The organism is Natronolimnohabitans innermongolicus JCM 12255, from assembly GCF_000337215.1.
GTDB classification, from domain to species: Archaea; Halobacteriota; Halobacteria; order Halobacteriales; family Natrialbaceae; genus Natronolimnohabitans; species Natronolimnohabitans innermongolicus.
This window is the reverse complement of the sequence record NZ_AOHZ01000084.1, coordinates 112343-131596: the sequence shown is the minus strand read 5'-3', so window position 1 is coordinate 131596 and position 19254 is coordinate 112343. Positions and strand designations below refer to the sequence as shown.

The 19254-nt window shown below is 58.8% G+C and carries 16 protein-coding genes and 3 pseudogenes; 13 read left to right on the top strand and 6 right to left on the bottom strand.

The annotated features are described in order from the left end of the window. Window positions 1–21: 21 nt before the first annotated feature. Window positions 22–663: pseudogene (locus tag C493_RS18150) on the top strand (dienelactone hydrolase family protein). 208 nt (window positions 664–871) lie between these two features. Continuing rightward, window positions 872–1360: a DUF2267 domain-containing protein gene (locus C493_RS18140; RefSeq protein ID WP_007260947.1), complete on the top strand. Its 489-nt coding sequence runs from the start codon at window positions 872–874 to the stop codon at window positions 1358–1360. A 54-nt stretch (window positions 1361–1414) separates the two neighbouring features. On the opposite strand, the gene C493_RS18135 is transcribed toward C493_RS18140, so the two are convergent. Continuing rightward, window positions 1415–2674 carry an MgtC/SapB family protein gene (locus tag C493_RS18135; RefSeq protein ID WP_007260946.1) on the bottom strand — a complete coding sequence of 420 codons (1260 nt, stop codon included), beginning with the start codon at window positions 2672–2674 and terminating at the stop codon, window positions 1415–1417. A gap of 169 nt (window positions 2675–2843) precedes the next feature. After that, window positions 2844–3158: a hypothetical protein gene (locus tag C493_RS18130; protein WP_007260945.1), complete on the bottom strand. Its 315-nt coding sequence runs from the start codon at window positions 3156–3158 to the stop codon at window positions 2844–2846. 381 nt (window positions 3159–3539) lie between these two features. Here C493_RS18130 and C493_RS18125 point away from each other — a divergent pair, with 381 nt between their 5' ends. Further along, the gene (locus C493_RS18125; protein WP_007260944.1) at window positions 3540–4223 is read left to right on the top strand and encodes a universal stress protein; all 684 of its coding nucleotides are present in this window, start codon (window positions 3540–3542) and stop codon (window positions 4221–4223) included. Window positions 4224–4270: 47 nt separating this feature from the next. Here C493_RS18125 and C493_RS18120 read toward each other — a convergent pair whose 3' ends face one another. Next, window positions 4271–5377, bottom strand: a complete 1107-nt coding sequence (locus C493_RS18120; RefSeq protein ID WP_007260943.1) for a glycerol dehydrogenase — start codon at window positions 5375–5377, stop codon at window positions 4271–4273. 600 nt (window positions 5378–5977) lie between these two features. On the opposite strand from C493_RS18120, the gene C493_RS18110 reads away from it, so the two are divergent. From C493_RS18110 to C493_RS18100, 4 genes and pseudogenes are all read left to right on the top strand, one after another. Further along, window positions 5978–6202 carry a hypothetical protein gene (locus C493_RS18110; protein WP_007260941.1) on the top strand — a complete coding sequence of 75 codons (225 nt, stop codon included), beginning with the start codon at window positions 5978–5980 and terminating at the stop codon, window positions 6200–6202. 64 nt (window positions 6203–6266) lie between these two features. Then, window positions 6267–6389 (top strand): annotated as a pseudogene (locus tag C493_RS22820) (IS5/IS1182 family transposase); the annotation flags it as partial. Window positions 6390–6442: 53 nt separating this feature from the next. Beyond that, complete coding sequence (locus tag C493_RS18105) at window positions 6443–7264, top strand: IS5 family transposase (RefSeq protein WP_007260940.1); 822 nt, start codon at window positions 6443–6445, stop codon at window positions 7262–7264. 417 nt (window positions 7265–7681) lie between these two features. After that, on the top strand, window positions 7682–7981 hold the full coding sequence (locus tag C493_RS18100) for a hypothetical protein (protein ID WP_049889469.1): 300 nt from the start codon (window positions 7682–7684) through the stop codon (window positions 7979–7981). Window positions 7982–8147: 166 nt separating this feature from the next. Here the strand turns inward: C493_RS18100 and C493_RS18095 are convergent, their stop codons facing one another. Then, a complete protein-coding gene (locus C493_RS18095) occupies window positions 8148–10154 on the bottom strand; it encodes a PAS domain-containing sensor histidine kinase (protein ID WP_007260939.1) in 2007 nt (668 codons plus the stop codon). A gap of 321 nt (window positions 10155–10475) precedes the next feature. Between C493_RS18095 and C493_RS18090 the strand changes: the two are divergent. The 4 genes and pseudogenes from C493_RS18090 to C493_RS18070 all read left to right on the top strand — a co-directional run bounded on the left by C493_RS18090 (window position 10476) and on the right by C493_RS18070 (window position 14066). Then, window positions 10476–11199, top strand: a pseudogene (locus C493_RS18090) (IS5 family transposase). A 99-nt stretch (window positions 11200–11298) separates the two neighbouring features. Beyond that, window positions 11299–11778 (top strand): tRNA (N6-threonylcarbamoyladenosine(37)-N6)-methyltransferase TrmO, encoded by a 480-nt coding sequence (tsaA, locus tag C493_RS18085; protein WP_049889466.1) that lies wholly within the window; start codon window positions 11299–11301, stop codon window positions 11776–11778. A 698-nt stretch (window positions 11779–12476) separates the two neighbouring features. Continuing rightward, the gene (locus C493_RS18075) at window positions 12477–13175 is read left to right on the top strand and encodes a LiaF transmembrane domain-containing protein (protein ID WP_007260935.1); all 699 of its coding nucleotides are present in this window, start codon (window positions 12477–12479) and stop codon (window positions 13173–13175) included. A gap of 255 nt (window positions 13176–13430) precedes the next feature. Next, window positions 13431–14066, top strand: a complete 636-nt coding sequence (locus C493_RS18070; RefSeq protein ID WP_007260934.1) for a TMEM175 family protein — start codon at window positions 13431–13433, stop codon at window positions 14064–14066. Between the two features lie 58 nt (window positions 14067–14124). Here C493_RS18070 and C493_RS18065 read toward each other — a convergent pair whose 3' ends face one another. Together C493_RS18065 and C493_RS18060 are read right to left on the bottom strand one after the other, a co-directional pair. After that, window positions 14125–14961 carry a CPBP family intramembrane glutamic endopeptidase gene (locus C493_RS18065; RefSeq protein WP_007260933.1) on the bottom strand — a complete coding sequence of 279 codons (837 nt, stop codon included), beginning with the start codon at window positions 14959–14961 and terminating at the stop codon, window positions 14125–14127. Between the two features lie 3 nt (window positions 14962–14964). Further along, window positions 14965–15831 (bottom strand): CPBP family intramembrane glutamic endopeptidase, encoded by an 867-nt coding sequence (locus C493_RS18060; RefSeq protein WP_007260932.1) that lies wholly within the window; start codon window positions 15829–15831, stop codon window positions 14965–14967. Between the two features lie 479 nt (window positions 15832–16310). On the opposite strand from C493_RS18060, the gene nrdR reads away from it, so the two are divergent. Both nrdR and C493_RS18050 read left to right on the top strand, forming a co-directional pair. Further along, window positions 16311–16814, top strand: a complete 504-nt coding sequence (gene nrdR, locus C493_RS18055) for a transcriptional regulator NrdR (RefSeq protein ID WP_007260931.1) — start codon at window positions 16311–16313, stop codon at window positions 16812–16814. Then, window positions 16811–19249, top strand: coding sequence for a ribonucleoside-diphosphate reductase subunit alpha (locus C493_RS18050; protein ID WP_007260930.1), 2439 nt, complete (start codon window positions 16811–16813; stop codon window positions 19247–19249). The genes nrdR and C493_RS18050 overlap by 4 nt, the downstream gene beginning before the upstream one ends. The last annotated feature ends 5 nt before the right edge of the window (window positions 19250–19254 follow it).

Below are 19254 nucleotides of genomic sequence, written 5' to 3'. Positions count from 1 at the left end.
TCTCGCGTGGTCGGAGGCCACATGGCCCAGGACCCGAACGATCCCGTCTCGATCCCGGTCGACGACGTCGAACTCGAGGGTGCACTCGAGACGTCGCCGGATGCATCGGGGATCGTCGTCTTCGCCCACGGCAGCGGCTCGAGCCGGAAGAGTCCCCGTAACAACTTCGTCGCGGAGGTCATCCGGGATCGCGGACACGGTACCCTGCTGTTCGACCTGTTGACCGAGCGCGAGGACCAGCACCGCGAGAATCGGTTCGATATCCCGCTGCTGACCGATCGGCTGGTCGCGGTCACCGAGTGGCTGTGGAACCGAGAGGAGACGCGGGACGTCCCGGTCGGCTATTTCGGCTCGAGCACGGGCGCAGCGGCCGCTCTGCGCGGGGCCGCGTGACCCGAGGACGACGTCGACGCCGTGGTCTCCCGCGGCGGGCGCGTCGACATGGCCTCGGAGGTACTCGCCGACGTGCGAGCACCCTCGCTGTTCGTCGTCGGCGGTGACGATACGCAGGTGCTCGAGCTCAACCGCGAAGCCCGCGAGCAACTCACCAGCGAGAACGATCACCACGTCGTCGAAGGCGCGGGCCACCGCTTCGAAGGAGAGGGTGAACTCGAGGAGGTCGCCGACGTCGCTGCCGACTGGTTCGCCGATCACGTCGAATAGCGACGATCAGCACGCCTCGAGAAGGGTGACGCGCTGTTGCAAACTCGTCGCGAAGGACGTCTCTGCCTGCAGCTCCTGTTCGACGAGACTGTGAACCGCAGTTGCGACCGCGCGTGACAGTGCGGCCACCACGACCGTCGTCGACTGGTCGCCGTCCTCACCGGTCCCACGTCGCTTGACGTACCTACCCGGCGTCGGAGCGACTGCGATGAACTTCGCCGAGTTCACCGGCGAAATACAGCACCGTCTCGAGTTACCGGACACCGGCCGGACCGTCCGGGCGATCCGCGCGACGCTCATGACACTCGGTGAGCGCATTCCGGAGGGCGCAGCCGAGGACCTGGCCGCGTCGCTCCCGGTGGAGAGCAAGTGGTACCTCACGGGCGCCGTCCAGGAGCACGACCAGCGGTTCGACTGGCAGGAGTTTCTCGACCGCGTCGACGAGCGCGAAGGACCCCGAACCGGTCCCCCGGAGGCAGCCTACCACGCACGAATCGTCATCGGCCTCGTCGAGTCCGAGGTCCCGGCCTCGGACTTCCAGCAGCTTCGCGACCAGCTCCCAGAAAGCGAGACCGACGAGAACTGGCGGAAGCTGTTCGAGGTCGTCGACGGTGGTGGCTGGGGCGACGCCCACGAAGCACAGACCGGCGGCGGTCCGCAGCCGGACCCCGAAGCCGAGGCCGGCAGGGACTCCTGATCCGTCGGTGACCCACCGGTGGGCGAGATGGAGGAGTGATACTCTCGAGCGCCCTCACGTGAGAACGAAGACGAGGACGCCAACGACGCCGATGGCCGCCATGGGGGCGGCGGCCCGCCATCGCATTCGGTCCGTGAGCAGTTCGACCAGTATGATCTTCGCTGTTAGACTCGCGACAATTCCAAGGACGACCATCCCTGCGGCCTGCTCGACGCCGACGCCGCCGTCGTTGAACACCGTCGCCGCGCTGACGGCGACGGCGGCCGAAGAGACGAGTCCCCCCGCAAACGCGGTTGCGTACAGGCCGAGGTCACCGATCCACGCCTGGGCACCCACCGAGGCGACCAGGATCGCGGCGTAGGCTGTGGCGAACTGGAGGGCCGAACGCAGCGAGAGCGGCGACTCGAGCTCGAGATCGAGCTCCGCGGCGACGTCGCCCCGATGCCACAACACGGCGGCCACGCCGACGGCGAGGACGGCCATCGCGGCGACGGGTTGCCAGAGCGCCCAGAACAGGGCCGTCGCGAGGACGACGGCGATCCCCGCGTTCCGGACGATCATCGAGACCGTCGCGAGCAGCAACGCGGCCGACGTCGGATCCAGCGCCTCCCGGGACTGGGACGCGAACCGGGCGAGAACGCCCGCTGTCGCGAACGAGTTCGCCCCGCCGGCGAGCGTCCCGGTCACTGCGAGCCCCCTCGAGCCGCCGAGATTCCGCATCGAGACGTACGCGGTGAACTCGATCAGCAACACGAAGATGCCAAACAGCAACACCTCCTGCAGGGACAACACCCCGTAGGGGTCGACCGGTTCCGCCGGGACGATCGGGTAGAGAATAAACACGAGCGCACCCAGCGTCAGCGAGTCCCGCAACTCCTCGTCGGTGATGCCCTTGACGTAGCCGTGGAGCCGTTCTTTCTCGGCCAAAATGACGACGAGGACGATCGCGATCGACGTCGACTCGAAGTACCGGCCGTAGCCGACGAGGATACCGAGCAGAGCGACGAGGAAGACGGTCACCGACGTGGTGAACCCCAGTTCCTCCTCCGCTTCGCTCGTGGCGTACCGGACCGTCGCGACTGCGACTGCCAGTGCCGCCGCCAGCGCGAGATAGATGGCGACGGCAGCGGGCTGTCCTTCCTGCTGGCCGACGAACACGACGAGCGGACCGGCGCCACACAGCAGCGCCAGGGTCCGCAGCCCCGCGAACTTCCGGGTTGGCTGTCGCTCACGCTCGAGGCCGATCAGCCCGCCGGTGGCGATGGCAACGAGCACCTGGGCGAGCAGCTCCGGGATGGCGACTACGTCGAGCATCCGTCGGTCGTCCGTCGACCGGTAGTCGGAGCGCTCGTTGCAGCAGTCGTGCTGGCGGCTGGTGGCTCATCGGAGACGCTCCCGACGGAGCGCGCCGCGGTGTGGGTCCGTGTCCGTGACTGCGTTGTTCTGCCGGTCGGGGCTGGACGTCGGCCGTTCGCGACCGCCCTCACTCGTACGTGATCCCCTGTAGTTCGTACCGGTAGGTACGAGGGTCGTCGGCGACGCGCAGGCGGTACGTCTCGCCCGCAGGCTCGAGACCGGCGTGGTGTGATCCCAGGTTCCCCGGGTTCAGCGATGGCGATCCGTCGCCGAGCGTGAACTGGAGCATCGCTGTGCGTCCGCGGACGTCGTTTCCTTCCCGTGCCTCGACCGACAGCTGGTTCCCAGTGGTTCCGACTTCGACGGTGCCGGTGCATTCCCAGGACTGTCCGCTGTACTCCAGTTCTGTTCCCTCGAGTTCGGGCCACTCCGTCTCGACCATACGGGCCCTACCACGGAGGGGGAAATCGTCCTTTCGCCCGTCGCTCGAGGCGTCTGTTCACCGACGACAACTCTCGGCTTCAGTGATACACCGGTGGCCGACCGGAGCCTCCCTGGCCGTTCGCGTGGCGACGAGCTACAGTAGCCACAGCAGGTCATTGCACACCGATCCCGACGCAACGGGCCAGGCCTGCAACAGCTGCCAGCCCTGGCCAGATTTGCTGCAAGCAGTGTATGAACCGTTTCATACGGAATGCTGTCCCGATGTACCGGCGCGACCACGTCCGGTCCTGCGGTTGCGCCGGAACTGACGGACACCAAACCGTATCTGTTGTACTCTATCCGTCTCGAGGGCGTCTGTTTCTCCCAGCCGAAGGGAACCATGTGCGACACGATCCTGATTCCAACCGACGGGAGCGAGGGCGTCGAACCGGCGGTCGACGCCGGCCTCGACCTCGCGCGTACGTACGAGGCGTCGGTCCACAGCCTGTCGGCCGTCGATCCGCAAGGGGGGGGAACCGACGAGCAACGGGAACGGCGGGAGGAGGATTCGAAAGCGGTCGCGACGGACGCCAGCGAGGCCGGTCTCGAGGCCGTCGCGACCGTCCGGACGGGGCGGCCTGGGAAACGATCCGCGACGTCGAGACGTTCGATCGAGGGGGTCTGTCTGGCCACGGGCGGCTCGAGTAGCTCGGCCGCGGCGACGGACCACGCGCTCGCGGTCGCCGACGCCTGCGACGCCACGCTCCACGCACTGTACGCCGTCGAGCCGCAGGTGGACCCCGAAGGCGAACCGCTTCAGGACGCGCTCCAAGAACACGGCGAACAGACGACGTCGGCGGTCGCAACGCGAGCCGAGGTGCGTGGGATCGACGCCATCTCGGTGGTGGAAACCGGCCACCCGACCGACGTCGTCCTCGAGTACGCCGACCGCGACGACGTCGACCTGGTCGTGATGGGTACCGAGAGCAAATCCGACGTCGAACGCCTCGTCGTCGGCAGCGTCTCCCAGCGAGTGGTTCCGAACGCGACGGTTCCAGTGATGACGGCTCGGACCCTCGAGTAGTGCTGGTTCGGGTGCTCGAGTCGCTTACCACTCGATCGCCGGACCTGTCATCTGCCCCCGTCTGCCGAGAGACGTCGACCGATCGCGTCGGCACCGACGATGGCGTCGCGGACGTCCGCCGGCGACACGGGGAACGGTTCGTTGTGGATCGTCTCGTCCTCCGCGCAGGCCGCCTCCGCCACGACTTCGAGTTCGTCCGGGTCGGGATCCTCGAGGCCGATTTCGCCGAGCGTCGTCGGCAGTCCGACCGACGAGGCGAAGCCGGCTACCTCTTCGACGAACGCGTCGTCGCGCCCCTCGAGGACGAGTTGCGATATCGTGCCGACGGTGACCTTCTCCCCGTGTGTCGCCTCGTGGGTCGCCTCGAGTTGCGTGAGCCCGTTGTGGATCGCGTGGGCGGCAGCCAGCCCGCCGCTTTCGAAGCCGAGCCCGCTGAGCAAGGTGTTCGCCTCGACGACGGCCTCGACGCTGTCGGTGACGGCGTCGTTCTCGACCGCATCCACCGCCGAGCGGCCGTGTTCCCGCAGCGTGGTGTAGGCGAGCCTGGCAATCTGCTGGGCCGTGCGCGTCGATCGCGCGTCGAAGATCGTCGTCGCGCCCGACCGGTGTGCTGCGTCGGCCTCGAACCAGGTCGCCAGTGCGTCACCGATGCCGCCACGGAACAGCCGGGTCGGTGCCTGGGCGACGATTTCGGTGTCGACGATGACGAGTTCGGGATGGCGCTCGTAGACGTGAAACTCGACGAACTCGCCGTCCTCAGTGTAGATGACTGCGACGGAACTCGTCGGGGCGTCCGTCGAAGCGATCGTCGGCAGCGACACGAGCGCGCCACCAGTGTGCTCGCGAGCGGCTCTCGCGGTGTCGATCGCCTTCCCGCCGCCAGCGCCGACGATCACATCGGCGCCGAACTCCTCGTGGACGGTGGCGACGCGCTCGATTTCCTTCTCGGAGCACTCGCCGTTGAACTCCTCGAGTGCAACGTCGAATCCCGCAGACTCGAGGTTGTCATGGACCCGGTCGCCGACGAGGTCCAGAACGAATTCGTCCCCAAGAACAATGGCGCTGTCCCCGAGGTCTGCGGCGTGCTCGCCGAGTTCGTTAATAACGTTTCGACCCTGTACGTATCCTGCTGGAGATCTGAATACCTGTGTCACGTGGTCTCCTCGAGACTGGTGTCTCGAATCTCGGTTCACTACGACGGAGAGGGGCAAATAAGCGAGCGGTGTCTCACCCGTCGGTTCCAAACAGGTCCTTTCCGGTTACTGGGCTCGGTAGCGACGCCGCCATCGATCGATCGCGGAATCGTCGGGTCCGACCAGTACAGAGAGGATACGCTCGCAAATCGACACCTCGAGGTCGGTCGCCGAGAGGAGTTCGCCCGTCGAGACTGAAATCGACGGGATCGTCGCCCTCCGCACGGGTCGTGATCGACAACGACGACGCTTCGAACCGGGTGATCGGTCCGGGAAGATACCGGAATCGGCGTACTCGTAGTACAGTTGTTCGACATCGTAGTCGATCCGCTCGCCGAGTTCGTTCAGCTCGCCTGTCACGACTACGCTCCGCCAGTCAGTCGGCGAGTGCCACTCGTAGACGGTCAGGCAACTCCGTTCGGTCGTCTCGAGAAACGTCTCTTTGGCTCTGTTGAAACCCTCTTTTTTAGAGATGTATCCACGTGAATCTACTGCACACTACACATGCGAACTGAGCGTTAGGAGGGGAAAACCTATTACTCCTCACGAGGAATATCATATATGGAACAGAATATCATCGAACGAAACTTCGTTGTGAGTTTTCTCCTCGGATTAGGCGTCATCATGATGATGGCATTTGTCGGAGAACGGCTCGCTATCGGTCTGTTAGAATACGGTGTACCATACGGAGAATGGATTGGTGTCGGTGTCGGAGCAATTGCTGTCTTTATCGCATTTGCAGCGGTGTACACTCGCTTCGATTCAGTCTACGGGGATAGACTGTAATTATTTCTCGTTGGCTCTGTTGAAATCCTTAGTGAGTTACAGGTTCAGTCAGTAGTTTGAGTAGATGCAGACCCTCCCAAAGTCTCGGTTGCTCCGATTTGTCGAGGAAGCATTTCAGTTAGCGCAACGTGCCGTAGCTCGATACTCCTCGAAGTTCTCGAAGCAACGGTATACGCTCCATCAGCACAGGCTCTGTTGAAATCCTTAGTGAGTTACAGGTTCAGTCGGTAGTGTGAGTAGATGCAGACCCTCCCAAAGTCTCGGTTGCTCCGGTTTGTCGAGGAAGCATTTCAGTTAGCGCAACATGCTGTAGCCCGATACTCCTCGAAGTTCTCGAAGCAACGCTACACGCCCCATCAGCACATCGTTCTCCTCTGTCTCAAAGTTCGAATGGATACGACGTATCGAACACTTCTCGACGAACTCATCGAGATGCCCCGTATTCGGAACGCGATCGATCTCACTGAACTGCCTGCCCCATCAACACTGTGCAAGGCGTTTGATAGACTCGATATGGCCGTCTGGCGAGTACTTTTCAATCTCTCTATTTCACTGCTCCCGACCAACGGCGTTGCGGGAATCGATGCTTCGGGATTCGACCGCAGTTACGGCTCGAAACACTACACGAAACGAGCCAAACTCACGATTCAGCAACTCAAAGTAACACTGCTAGTCGATTCCAAAGTGAACGCAGCCCTTGATCTCCACGTAACGACGACACGAAAACACGATAGCCAGATCGCTCCGTCATTGATCAAGCGCAATCCAGAAGCTATCGACATCCTGCTCGGTGACAAAGGCTATGACGACCAGAAAATCAGACGGCTTGCCCGTCAACACGAGATCTGCCCACTAATCAAGCATCGTGAGTTCACATCGCACCACAAGGCATGGAACGCACGCTTAGACGCTGACCTCTACGGCCAACGGAGTCAATCCGAGACAGTCAACTCAGCGCTCAAGCGGAAGTACGGCGCGTTCGTCCGTTCACGACGCTGGTGGAAGCAGTTCCGTGAACTCGCTCTTGGGTGTATCGTCCACAATCTTGACCAAGCAATCTAACGACCAGTACAGGGCAACGAGTGTGCACCCACCGCGAGCGACCGACCCGTAGGGGAGGGAGGAGTGCTTTTCATCAACGTTTTGCCGAGTGCGGTCGCTTCGCGACCGCACGCAGAGCAAAAGGTTGGCACGTGTAGTGAGCAGATGGTTCACTACTTTCGGAGTGGAACAAATAGAGTCGTCGTGCTGCACTGATCCTCTGTATGCAGCACGGAGTTTCTGACAGAATCTGAGTAGAACGTTCAGTCTCTGCTGAATACAGGGCGCGTATCTCACATAGGCGAGTTCTGGAATGTGTTGTGCGAGAGTGCATGTGATGTCGTCAGAGGCTTAATAGTGATTCACCAAGTTAGGCAGAGCCAGAAGTAATACATTCGATTCGGTTATTTCAAAAACTTGTATGTTGAAAATACTGCCATGATTACCGAATCACCGACCGCAACGGGTGCGTTATTCGTGTTTGGATTGGCGGCACTTGTGGTCGTGACCTACCGATACCGTCGCCATTCCCGGGGGTACGACGATAAGGACGTACCCTCTGACGCTACTGACGTAACGGGCGTATTTGCTCTAACCGCGCTGGCGTTGCTGTGGTTTCTCGATGCACTTGATATGACGACTTCACCAATAGCCACAATACTACTGATGGCGGCCGGTGTTGGAGTGCTTACCACTATCGCTCTTAGCGTTGCCAGGATTCGGACTCAGCACGACTGAGCAGTATGGAAACGAACGCTGAGCGATTGCTGAATCGATGCTCTGTATGCACCAGCCCCGAACTGACAGTGTCACGATAGTCTGCTGAGCTGATGCTGCATACACGGCGCGAATACAGCACTCTCCGAATATGCATCAACGACGATGGAAATTCAGCACAGACTGTTCAGGTATCGACAGCCGGCAGGGTAAACGAGAACGTCGCTCCCTCGCCGGGCTCAGAGTCGACCCAGATCTCGCCGCCGTGGCGCTCGACGATCCGCCGGGAGAGCGCGAGGCCGATGCCCGTCCCCGAGTGTTCCTCGTGTGTATGCAGTCGTTGGAATACCTCGAAGATACGCTCCTGTTCATCTAAATCAATCCCAATACCGTTGTCCTGCACTGAAATGATCCATTGGTCGTCATCACGCGTGGCGGAAACGTCGACCTGCGGCGGTTCGTCCCTACTGTACTCGATCGCATTACTCAACAGGTTTTGGAAGACTCGGCGCAACTGGCCGTCGTCGCCATCTACACACGGGAGATCGTCGGTTGTGATCTCGGCGTTACTCTCGTCGATCCGCATTTGGAGGTCTTCGCAAACGTCATCAAGGACATCGTTGAGATCGACCGGTTCGAACGGATCGCCACGCGTGTCGACGCGCGAGTACTCGAGCAGTCCGTTGATCATCTGGCGCATCCGCTCGGCGCCGTCGACAGCGTACTCGAGGAACTCTTCACCGTCTTCGTCGAGCGCATTCCCATACCGGTTCTCGATCAACTGGAGGTAGCTCCTCACCATCCGCAGTGGCTCCTGGAGGTCGTGGGAGGCAGCGTAGGCGAACTGCTCTAACCGTTCGTTCGACTCCTCGAGCCGGCGCTGGTACTCCCATCGTTCGGTAACATCTTGCACGACGAGCATCCCCGCGTAGATCTCGTCGTCGGCGTTCCGAACAGGAAGCGTGTGCGCCAGCAGGTCTCGGTCGCCGAGATCGATGTCGAACGAACTCGACTCGCCGTCGAAGACATCGCGGAAGTTCGGTTCCATCCGGTCGACGAGTTCGTCGGGGTAGCGATCGTGTATCGTCGTGCCCGCGACCTCATCCGGGTTGAAGCCGAGGTCCTCGAGGAGTTCACCACCGACGATGTCGTAGGTGAGATCCTCGTCGTACAGGCCGACCGCGCCGTTCGGGAAGTGATCGACGAGCGTCCGATAGCGACGTTCGCTCTCCTCGAGAGCGCGTTGTTGTTCCCTGCGTTTAGTGATGTCTTCGATACTGAACACGACGCTCTCGATCTCTCCACGATCGTCGTAGACCGGCGCCCCGTTGACGGAGATCCAGACGCGTTCCCCGTCCGGACGTAACACGCCGCTGACCTGATCGAGCAGTAGTTCTCCGGACTCCACGATCCGCAGGAAGGGCAACTCCTCACGCGAGAGCGGTTCGCCGTCCTCGTCGACTTCGTCCCACCTCGGATCGTCGAAGCTAAGCGCGTTGATTCGGGATCTGCTCCGCCCGAAGATCTCTTCGGCACGGTCGTTGGTGAACTGTATCTCACCGTCGCTGCCGACGATCGTGATACCGATCGGGCTCGTTTCGACGATCGTTTCGTAGCGGGTCAGTTCTCGTTCACGTCGCTTCTGTTCGGTAATTTCGTAGAAGTAGACAGACAGGCCTGATTCTGAGGGATAGATGGCGTTGTGGAACCACCTGTCTACCGGGTGGTAGTAGTCTTCGAAGATCACGGCCTCCTTGGTTTCGAGAGCGCCGTTCAACGCGGTCTCGAACGCCTCCGTGAGGACGACCTCGTCACGAATATCCGCACCAATTGCCGTCTCGTCCAGCCCCAGTACGTCCGCTGCGTGGTCGTTCAGATAGCGAAAGCGAAACTCTTCGTCGAGGGCGTAGAAGCCGTCCGAGATGCGATCGTAAACCTCGTCGAATTCGCTTTCTACCGCATCTCGTGTAGTCGCTCTTTCGTCCGTAGCTGGTCGCCACCAGACGCGTCCGTTTCCTCCGACTTTCTTGGTTTCGAGTCGGTCGTGATCGACGAGGCGCTCCAGTCGCTCATAGGCGCTCCGCCGACCGAGGTCGAACTGTTCGGCCACCTCGGACGTTGTCCGAGGCGCCCCGCCTTCCTCGAAAATTGCGAGTGTCTCCTGAAGGGTGTCTGTCAGCGGTGCCGAACTCATTACTCCATAAATGCACTTCGTCCGGATAAACCCTCCACCGTTGGAGGCACACATGCAGTCTATCGGCTTCTCGAACTGTCTCGCCGACTCCGTGCTTCCCGGTGCGGCACGGGCTTTAGGATGTTAGGTATGTCACTACTGTGCTTGTGGTTCACGCAAGTTGGATGCTGCATCCAATCTCTGTATGCAGCAGGCGGTTTCTGACAGAATCTGAGCAGAACGTTCAGTTTCTGCTGAATACACAGCGCGGGCCGTGTTTAGACGCCGCTCAGTTGCCGTCTCGATCGGGATTATGTGGCGTTGAGTGAGGAAGCGGCGAGTATGCCGTCTCAACTCGCCCGCTTCACCGACCGATGCGTCGATTTGTCCCAGAACGCTGTCATCGGCGAGCAAGCGCCGGCGATCAAGAAGGGTGATGGCGGCTACGCTGACTGGGTGATTATATCGATCCATTGCCTCCGAGAGTATCTGAACCAGCCATACCGCCGGTTGCTCGATATCCTGGGTGTTACTGGGGCTGTCTGTCTCATTGCACGACCTCGGCGACGTTCAGGCTATCGACGCGACCGGCCTCAAACGCCATCAAGCCAGCCGCCACTACGTCCTCCGCGTCGGCTACAACTTTGACGACATCAAGACGACAGCACTCGTCGATTGCGATACCAGCGTCATCCTCGATATCCATTTCTCGATGAAACAACCGCACGACACCCAGGTCGGACGGCAGGTACTGACGAGAAACCTCACCCGATCGACCACGATCACCGCCGACAAAAGTTACGTCTGGGACGCGCTGCGGCACGAACTCAGGGATGCTGGAATTCGACCGGTAATCAAACATCGAGAGTTCTACGCACTCGACAAAGCGCACAACGCTCGCCACGACGAGAACGTCTATCACCGACGGTCGATCGCCGAGGCGATCTTCGTCGCACTGAAACATCGGTTCGGCGAGACGTTGCGGGCTAGAACGTGGTTTGGCCAGTTCAGAGAGCTCGTCCTAAAGGCGGCCGTCAGAAACATCGAGCAAGCCGTGAGGATCTGACACCACTGATCTCACGCGTCTAAACAAGCCCGAGGGCGCGTATCGGTCACGAATTGATTTCTCACTCGAAGCCTCAGCTACGGTTGTGTCCGAAAGTCAATTCATTACGAGTCGATTGGGAAAATCCGAACGCCTTTCGAATCACCAGATGGAATGCCGATTCAACCGGTCGGAGATGCCGCTGTAGAGGGGATCGTCGAACTCGAGAAAGCGTACGCGGATGGGTTAAAAGACCTCGATGGATTCACGCACTGTATCTTACTGTATCACTTTCATGAGTCTGACGATGCTGCGCCTCTGGAGGTTGAACCATTCCTTGATGACGAACCGCGGGGCGTCTTTGCGACGCGAGCGCCGCAGCGTCCAAATCCAATCGGACTCTCTGTTGTCGAAATAGAATCCATCACAGATAGAAACGTGACTGTCAATGGCATCGATGTCGTCGATCAGACACCATTGCTGGATATTAAGCCATTTGTGCCCGACTTTGACGTTCCATCTGACGCGGATACTGGGTGGCTCACCGCCTCGAAGTCGACGATTCAATCAAAACAAGCTGACGATCGGTTTCTTCGATAGACTCACGCCCTGTTGATAAAAGATGAGCAGTTCGAACAACCTGTGTGGAACTCACACCGCGTATCTCGTGTCGGTGCCAATCGATAGTTGGGGGGCTGAATACGGGTATTGTAGCGGCAGTCTCAATAGGATATCGAGTGATACAGTATGAAACGTTATGATATGACAACCGTTGTCTGGAGGGTCGATCCCGAGGATTTTCCAGCTGACGAGCCGCTCACGGAGCGTGCACGATTCCTCTTCCAGCACGCAATTCTCGCCCCATCGAGTCACAACTCCCAGCCCTGGGAGTTCGTCATCGAGGACGGGCAAATCGAGATCCACGCTACCGAAGACCGCTGGCTCGAGGNCCCATCGAGTCACAACTCCCAGCCCTGGGAGTTCGTCATCGAGGACGGGCAAATCGAGATCCACGCTACCGAAGACCGCTGGCTCGAGGTGGTCGATCGGGACAAGCGAGAATTCTACATCAGCCGAAACGTGCTGAATAGATAGTGCGAATGTAACGAGGAGAATCGTTTTCGTGGGAGTTTCCAAAACTGGTGCTTGTGACGGTCCCTTTCATCATGGCGGCGTGATATGAATATCCCTGTTTACTTCGGTACCTGCGGAGATTCGATGAGACACGTATAGAGCGATATATCTATTAAATTATATATCATTGATTTTATTGCCAATCCTCTGGAAAGGGTTCACTAATGACACAAAACCTTTGGGAACGGCTCACCACTGGCGGCATCGTCATTCTCATCGGTATTTTGCTATTGCTCGCCACGACCGGTGTTCTCGAAATACAGGCGCTCTGGGAGTGGGTGCCGTTGTTGTTCGTCCTGTTGGGTATCTGGGCGCTCGTTCGCAGCGAGTTCCGAAATCTCGTCGGTCCCGTCATGGTCATCGCTATCGCTGGGGCGTTTTTCGTACGGAACCTCGGGTTCATTTCTGACGACGCTATCGGAACGTGGTGGCCGCTGTTTATCGTCCTCCTCGGTGTTCTCATCGTCGTGAATCGGTCACGACGGCGACAACGCTTGCGGCTTGCCGGAGACTACAGTGCCGACGAGATACGCGCGGTAGGTGTCTTCGGAACGGACGAGCGCCGGGTGACATCCGACCACTTTACCGGAGCAGAGCTTGTCTCTGTGTTCGGTGACGCTCGTCTTGACCTCCGTGACGGAAACATCCAGTCGACACCGGCAATCGTCGAATCTGTCACGGTGTTCGGTGATACGGAGATCCGAGTTCCACAGGAGTGGGACGTTCGACTGGAGGTTCTTACCATCCTCGCGGACACTATCGACCGCCGTTCTGTGAGCTCGGACAAACGAACAGCGGACGACGAGCCTGACCTTGTTGTCACGGGGTTCGCCGTTTTCGCCGATCTCGAAATCCGGGACTGACTTGTGAGGGGGTCTGGGGCGTGCACACGGCGAGGAATTTGAATCACTGGCGTTATTGTAATCCGCAGGAAGTGACACATTCTAGTGATCGTGCTGACGCAGGGCGCGAATGGAGCACGAGATAGTCGGTTTCGCAAGACACTTCCAGAACTTGCGATCGGCGTATGCTTTCAGCGTCTGCGACCATTGTTCGCTGTCTAATAGCTAAATTGATCAGCCAGATTGTTGAAGGAATACGTAAGTTGATTGAAACACATGACTAACAACGAGACCACCACGACTGACGGACAGGACTTTCCAGACGATCTTTCTCCAGTCGAGACTGATCTGTTCTCAAGTGTCGAACGGTTCAGTCTCGCCGTGTTTGGTTTTTCGTTCACGCTTCTCGGGACGAATTTCGTTCTCGACACTGGCGGGGGTGAGGAATCCTTCGGGCAGGCACTTCCGAATCTGGTGCCCGTAACGGTTGCGTTTGTGATTTCTATCTTCGTTGTCGCCCTCTACTGGTGGGAGCACCACAAGTTGCTCCGAAACTTTCGTGGCATCGACACTACGCTCATCGGGATGAACTTCCTGTACCTTGTCCCGATCATTCTCATCCCGTTTGTGAGCGAAGCGGTTGGACAATTTCCCGAAAATCCGTGGGCGTGGGTCATGTTCGGTGGGACGATGGCGATGCTCCTCGTTGTCAGAGACGCAATGATGGTGTACGCGTGGTGGCGTGGTCTACTCATCGAAGACGTGCCCATTCGGCGAGAATTTCTCCGTCAGAGCGCGGACACGATCGTCATTCTGGCCAGCCTTCCCCTCGCGTTTGTACTCGTCGATGCGACGTGGCTCCTATGGATGCTTTCGTGGCCGATTGAGCAACTCATCCAGCGATTCTATTAAACCAGAATCGAACGATATCGATGAATTGCTCACTCTCGCTCGATAATTCCCAGTCCCGTCACCTGTAACTAAGGATGTCGTAAACATCCGCTACTGTGACCCACCGTTCGTCTATCAGTATCAGCAGGCAGAGAACGATCGTGAGATAGAACACGTACCGTTCTACCACGTCCGCAGGTCCAAGAATCTCTCCGGTGGCGTTCACCATCGTGTGAAAGATGATCGCTGCGAGAACGCTTTTGGTTGTGTTGTGGTAGATCCACACGTAGATGATCTGCACAAACACCATTCCGCCAAAGAAGTAGAACGGATTTGGATCGATCGTGGCCGCGCCATAGTAATCCTCCATCAGCCACAGGGGAACGTGCCAGATTGCCCACACGACCCCAGTGATCACGCCGACTGCGACGACGACCCGGAACTCGAGCAGTCGATGGACGAAGTAGCCGGACAATCCGATCTCTTCGACTATGCCTGCAAGGAGCGTGAAAGTCAGGAGCAAGGCTAGTGATTCCACGGCTATTGAGGGATTCAATGGTTGATCCGACGCGCCGAGCAGTAGTACGAGACCTGCCGCTAGTAACGTAATCGCGGGCTGGAGGAAAATGCAGATCAAATACCACCTGGGGCTGATTCGGCGAGTATTGACGCTCCGGTCCCAGAGATCATGAAGTCCTGACCATCCGCCGACCCGGTGGGTCAGGACGATACCACCCACTGTTGGACTGAGTCCACCAATATAGAATACCAACACGTTCGGAAACGTCCAGACGCTCTCTCCGGACAGGATAATGAATCCCCAGAAGAACCACGCCCAGCCGAGATAGATGACGACGAAAAAATAGGGATTCGTCGGGTTCGGTGCGATTGTAGCGAGTCGTTCAGTGATGCGCATCGGTTACCCTGTCTCGGAGGTATTGGACTGGTTTGCTGAAACCCCCCCAGTGTGCTCCGTGCCGGGAATCGTCTCGCGGGTCGAAAGCTTCCTGCCACCGTAGACGACCACGAGCAAAGCTGCAACGACGAGATAGACGATCGTCATCGACACGTCTACCGCGAGTGGAGTTTCGATCACCTCTATATCGATTTCATAGGGGTAGAGCAGCATGCTCACGTTGCTGGCAGCGTGGAACAGCATCGCCAGCAAAACGCTGCCGCCAGTACTGTTGTACACCCACGTGATCATCACCGACGTTCCGATCGTCTGGAAGAGATACAACGCCGGGTGGATTTGCGAGTAGAAGGTACCCGGGACGAAAAACAGCGGCGCGTGCCAGACCGCCCATACGATACCGATCACGACACTTGCAATGAGAGCGGTATATCGTTCCTGGAGTCGTGGCAGCGCGAACCCGCGCCAGCCGAACTCTTCGAGTCCACCCATGAGGAAGAACTGAAACAAAAAGTACCCGGCGATTAATCCCGTTCTCCCAGGAAGCAGTTCCAGCCGTGGCGGGTCGCCGGTCAGAATCACGTACAACACCGTCGAACCGGCAACGAGGACGACAGGGAGTCCGACGATTGCGATCAGGTACCAGCGCAGACCGGTCCGCCAGATGAGCACCTGGCCTGCCCACTGCCGGAGGCTTCCACCGGTCACCCACGTGAGGAATGCCGCAGCGACTAACGGTCCTAACACTCCAAACGGGGTTGGTAGACCGGCAATAAATTCGAGACCGTGGATCGTCCACGTGAACGCGATTGCAAAGAGGAAGAAGAGTGTGATCTGGTGGGACCGAGTGAACGCTTGTAGATCAGTCTTCATGGACGCTTCCCTCGTCTATCTCGTAACCCGCGTCCAGCAAAGAGACGCCCTGCGTCTCCCGAGCAGATGTCGTGGGAAATTCCACTCCGAAACCGAGGTCTGTCACAGTGACCGGTCCGACCAACGCGTGATCTCCCCCGTATTGGTGGTATATAGCTGACATTATTGTGGGAACGACGGGCAAATCAATAAATCCCCAGTCACAGCGAGTGGCCGATACTGCGTCGGAAAGTTGTTTCAAACCGTCTCGATGCTCATTGGCCGAACCAAACGCTCGATGACAAACGCCAGAGCAAGTGTTTGTAGACAGCTCCGAGAGTCCATTCTGTCCGCTCGAGATCACATAACAAGTGTAGTTGTACTAGTGCAATCACACTTGGAAAGTTTTATGTGAATACCACTGTCACCGGATGTTGCGGCTAGAAACAGCAGCCCCTGCATATGGGGCCAAGTAGCTAGAGGGCCGACTAGTGACAACTATGGACTACCCGGACTGCGGAGACAAACGAACGCGCGTCATCGATACCGAAACCAGTGCTGACGGAGCCTCGGTCCGACGGCGTCGTGGGTGCCAACGGTGTTCGTTCCGCGTTACGACCGACGAACGTCCGAAGTGGAACTCCCTCCGGGTAAAAAAACGCGACGGAGTCATCGAACCCTTTGCCAGGACGAAACGTCGCGAAGGCATCGAACGCGCAGTCGAGAAGCGCGGCGTAGCCGAGACGCGAGTGACGAGTCTCGTCGACGACGTCGAGAGTACGCTTCAAGCCCGAGAGACACACGCCGTCCCGTCGAGTCTCATCGGGGAATATGTCGCCGATCGGTTACGCGAGGTCGACACGGTCGCGTACATCCGATTCGTCTCGGGCTACAAGGCCTTCTCCGAACCCGAGGAATTCCGTCGCGAACTTGATGCGGTCCTTGATGCAGACGTCGACGACTTCGAACCAGCGACAGCAGACAACCAATCGCCTGACACATGAGCCAACAATCCACCGCGACGACCCCCGATATCCGGTCGATCATTGACCGAGCACGCACAGACATCGAAACGAATCTGACTGCAGCAGACTGGAACGACCTCATCACCGAGATCGAACGCAATCTCTACGAAAGCGCATCCACCGACGAGGTGTATCGAGCCGTTGTCCAGGCACTGACTGCGCGCGTAGAGAGCGAGCCGACGCTCAAACGCGTTGCGGCCGCGGTCTTCCGGCAGCGGTACTACCGAGAGATACTTGACGAAGACCTAACTGGGTTCGAACTCGATCGCGCATACCGTGAGACGTTCGTCACGAACCTCCAACGGGCTGTCGATCTCAATCTCCTCGACGAGCGTCTCACCGAGCGGTTTGACCTGGCTGACCTTGCCGACTACCTCGAACTCGATCGGGATCGGCAGTTCGAGTATATGGCGATGGAGACGCTTTACCAGCGGTACTTCCTCAAAACCGAGCAGAACGGAGAATACCTCGAGCTTCCGCAGGCGTTCTGGATGCGGGTCGCGATGGGGCTCGCAATCGAAGAGGACGATCCACAATCACGGGCCAAGGAATTCTACGACGTGCTCTCGAGTCTGGAATTTACCCCCTCGACGCCGACGCTGTTCCACAGTGGTTCGACTCACCCGCAGCTTTCGTCGTGTTACCTGACGACGGTGCAGGACGACCTGGAGGACATCTTCGACTCATACAAACACCATGCACAGCTTTCGAAGTGGAGCGGCGGGCTCGGCAATGACTGGACGAATATCCGATCGGCCGGCGCACTCATCGAAAGTACAGGCGTCGAGTCGACCGGCGTGGTGCCGTTTCTCCGTATCAGTAACGACGTTACGGCTGCCATTAACCGCTCAGGAAAACGCCGAGGTGCCGCGTGTGCATACCTAGCGTGTTGGCACCTGGATTTCCCCGAATTCATCGATCTGAAGCGGAATACGGGCGACGAGCGGCGGCGCACGCCGGACATGAACACCGCCGCGTGGATTCCAGACCTGTTCATGAAGCGCGTCGAGAACGGCGGGGAGTGGACACTGTTTAGCCCCGACGAGGTTCCCGAGCTTCACACCCTGACGGGAGAGGCGTTCGAAGAGCGCTACCGCGACTACGAGCAGCAAGCCGACGGGGGAAAACTCAGACAGTACGACCGCGTCGACGCCGAGGATCTCTGGCGGCGGATGCTCACTCGATTGTTCGAGACGGGACATCCGTGGCTCACGTTTAAAGACCCCTGCAATATTCGTTCCCCACAGGACCACGCCGGAACGGTCCACTCCTCGAACCTCTGTACAGAGATCACGCTCAACACAGATGCGGACGAACACGCCGTCTGCAACCTCGGGAGCGTGAATCTCGCGACGCATATCTCCGACGGTGAACTCGACCGTAAGTACCTCGCAGACACCATCGAGACGGCGATGCGGATGCTCGATAACGTCGTCGATCTCTGTTTCTATCCGACCGACGAGGCTGAACGCTCGAATATGCGACACCGGCCGATCGGACTTGGAATCATGGGATTTCACGACGCACTCATGCAGTTGGAAATCCCGATGGACGCCGAAAAAGCGGTCGAGAAGGCTAACCGCTGGCAGGAATTCGTTTCGTATCACGCGATTCTCAACTCCTCGAAGCTCGCGGCGGAACGAGACCCGTATCCATCCTACGAGGGGTCGAAGTGGGATCGCGGTCTCCTTCCACAAGATACTGTCGACCGTCTCGAGGACGAACGTGGCCGAGAGATCCCGACCGATCGCGAGGAGACGCTCGACTGGTACGTCGTCCGTGAACACGTCGAAAAACACGGAATGCGAAATTCGAACACGATGGCCATTGCTCCAACGGCGACCATTTCGACTATCAACGGGACGACGCCGTCGATCGAGCCGCTGTATTCGAATCTCTACGTGAAGTCGAACATGTCTGGAGATTTCACGATCATCAACGATTACCTCGTCGAAGATCTGCAAGAAGCGGAGCTCTGGGACGACGAACTGGTCGACCGTATCAAGTATCACGATGGGTCGGTTCAAGAGATCGATGTCATCCCGGACGAGTTGAAGCGACTGTACCGCGGCGCCTTCGAGATCGACCCGCGCCATCAGATTCGACTGACGGCACACCGACAGACGTGGATCGACCAATCCGTCTCGCACAACGTCTTTTTCCCCTCCACCGACGGATCGCTCCTCGCCGATGTGTACGAGACTGCGTGGGAGTTGGGTCTGAAAACGACCTACTATCTCCGAACACTCGGTGCATCCCAAATCGAGAAATCGACGTTGAATATGTCTGACTACGGGAATACCCAATATCGGGATAAGTCTTCGTCAGCGGCCCTCGACTCTACTGGTGATCGTTCCGATGACGAGGACGACCGCTGCAGAGTCGAGGATCCCACCTGTGAGGCCTGTCAGTAAGACAC

Excerpts from the sequence above, each read along its gene's own strand:
- C493_RS18140 (WP_007260947.1), top strand. The coding sequence starts at position 872 with ATGAACTTCGCCGAGTTCACCGGCGAAATACAGCACCGTCTCGAGTTA.
- C493_RS18125 (WP_007260944.1), top strand. The coding sequence starts at position 3,540 with ATGTGCGACACGATCCTGATTCCAACCGACGGGAGCGAGGGCGTCGAA.
- C493_RS18130 (WP_007260945.1), bottom strand. The coding sequence starts at position 3,158 with ATGGTCGAGACGGAGTGGCCCGAACTCGAGGGAACAGAACTGGAGTAC.
- C493_RS18050 (WP_007260930.1), top strand. The coding sequence starts at position 16,811 with ATGAGCCAACAATCCACCGCGACGACCCCCGATATCCGGTCGATCATT.
- C493_RS18075 (WP_007260935.1), top strand. The coding sequence starts at position 12,477 with ATGACACAAAACCTTTGGGAACGGCTCACCACTGGCGGCATCGTCATT.
- C493_RS18095 (WP_007260939.1), bottom strand. The coding sequence starts at position 10,154 with ATGAGTTCGGCACCGCTGACAGACACCCTTCAGGAGACACTCGCAATT.
- C493_RS18065 (WP_007260933.1), bottom strand. The coding sequence starts at position 14,961 with ATGCGCATCACTGAACGACTCGCTACAATCGCACCGAACCCGACGAAT.
- C493_RS18060 (WP_007260932.1), bottom strand. The coding sequence starts at position 15,831 with ATGAAGACTGATCTACAAGCGTTCACTCGGTCCCACCAGATCACACTC.
- C493_RS18105 (WP_007260940.1), top strand. The coding sequence starts at position 6,443 with ATGCAGACCCTCCCAAAGTCTCGGTTGCTCCGGTTTGTCGAGGAAGCA.
- C493_RS18135 (WP_007260946.1), bottom strand. The coding sequence starts at position 2,674 with ATGCTCGACGTAGTCGCCATCCCGGAGCTGCTCGCCCAGGTGCTCGTT.
- C493_RS18070 (WP_007260934.1), top strand. The coding sequence starts at position 13,431 with ATGACTAACAACGAGACCACCACGACTGACGGACAGGACTTTCCAGAC.
- C493_RS18110 (WP_007260941.1), top strand. The coding sequence starts at position 5,978 with ATGGAACAGAATATCATCGAACGAAACTTCGTTGTGAGTTTTCTCCTC.
- nrdR (WP_007260931.1), top strand. The coding sequence starts at position 16,311 with ATGGACTACCCGGACTGCGGAGACAAACGAACGCGCGTCATCGATACC.
- C493_RS18100 (WP_049889469.1), top strand. The coding sequence starts at position 7,682 with ATGATTACCGAATCACCGACCGCAACGGGTGCGTTATTCGTGTTTGGA.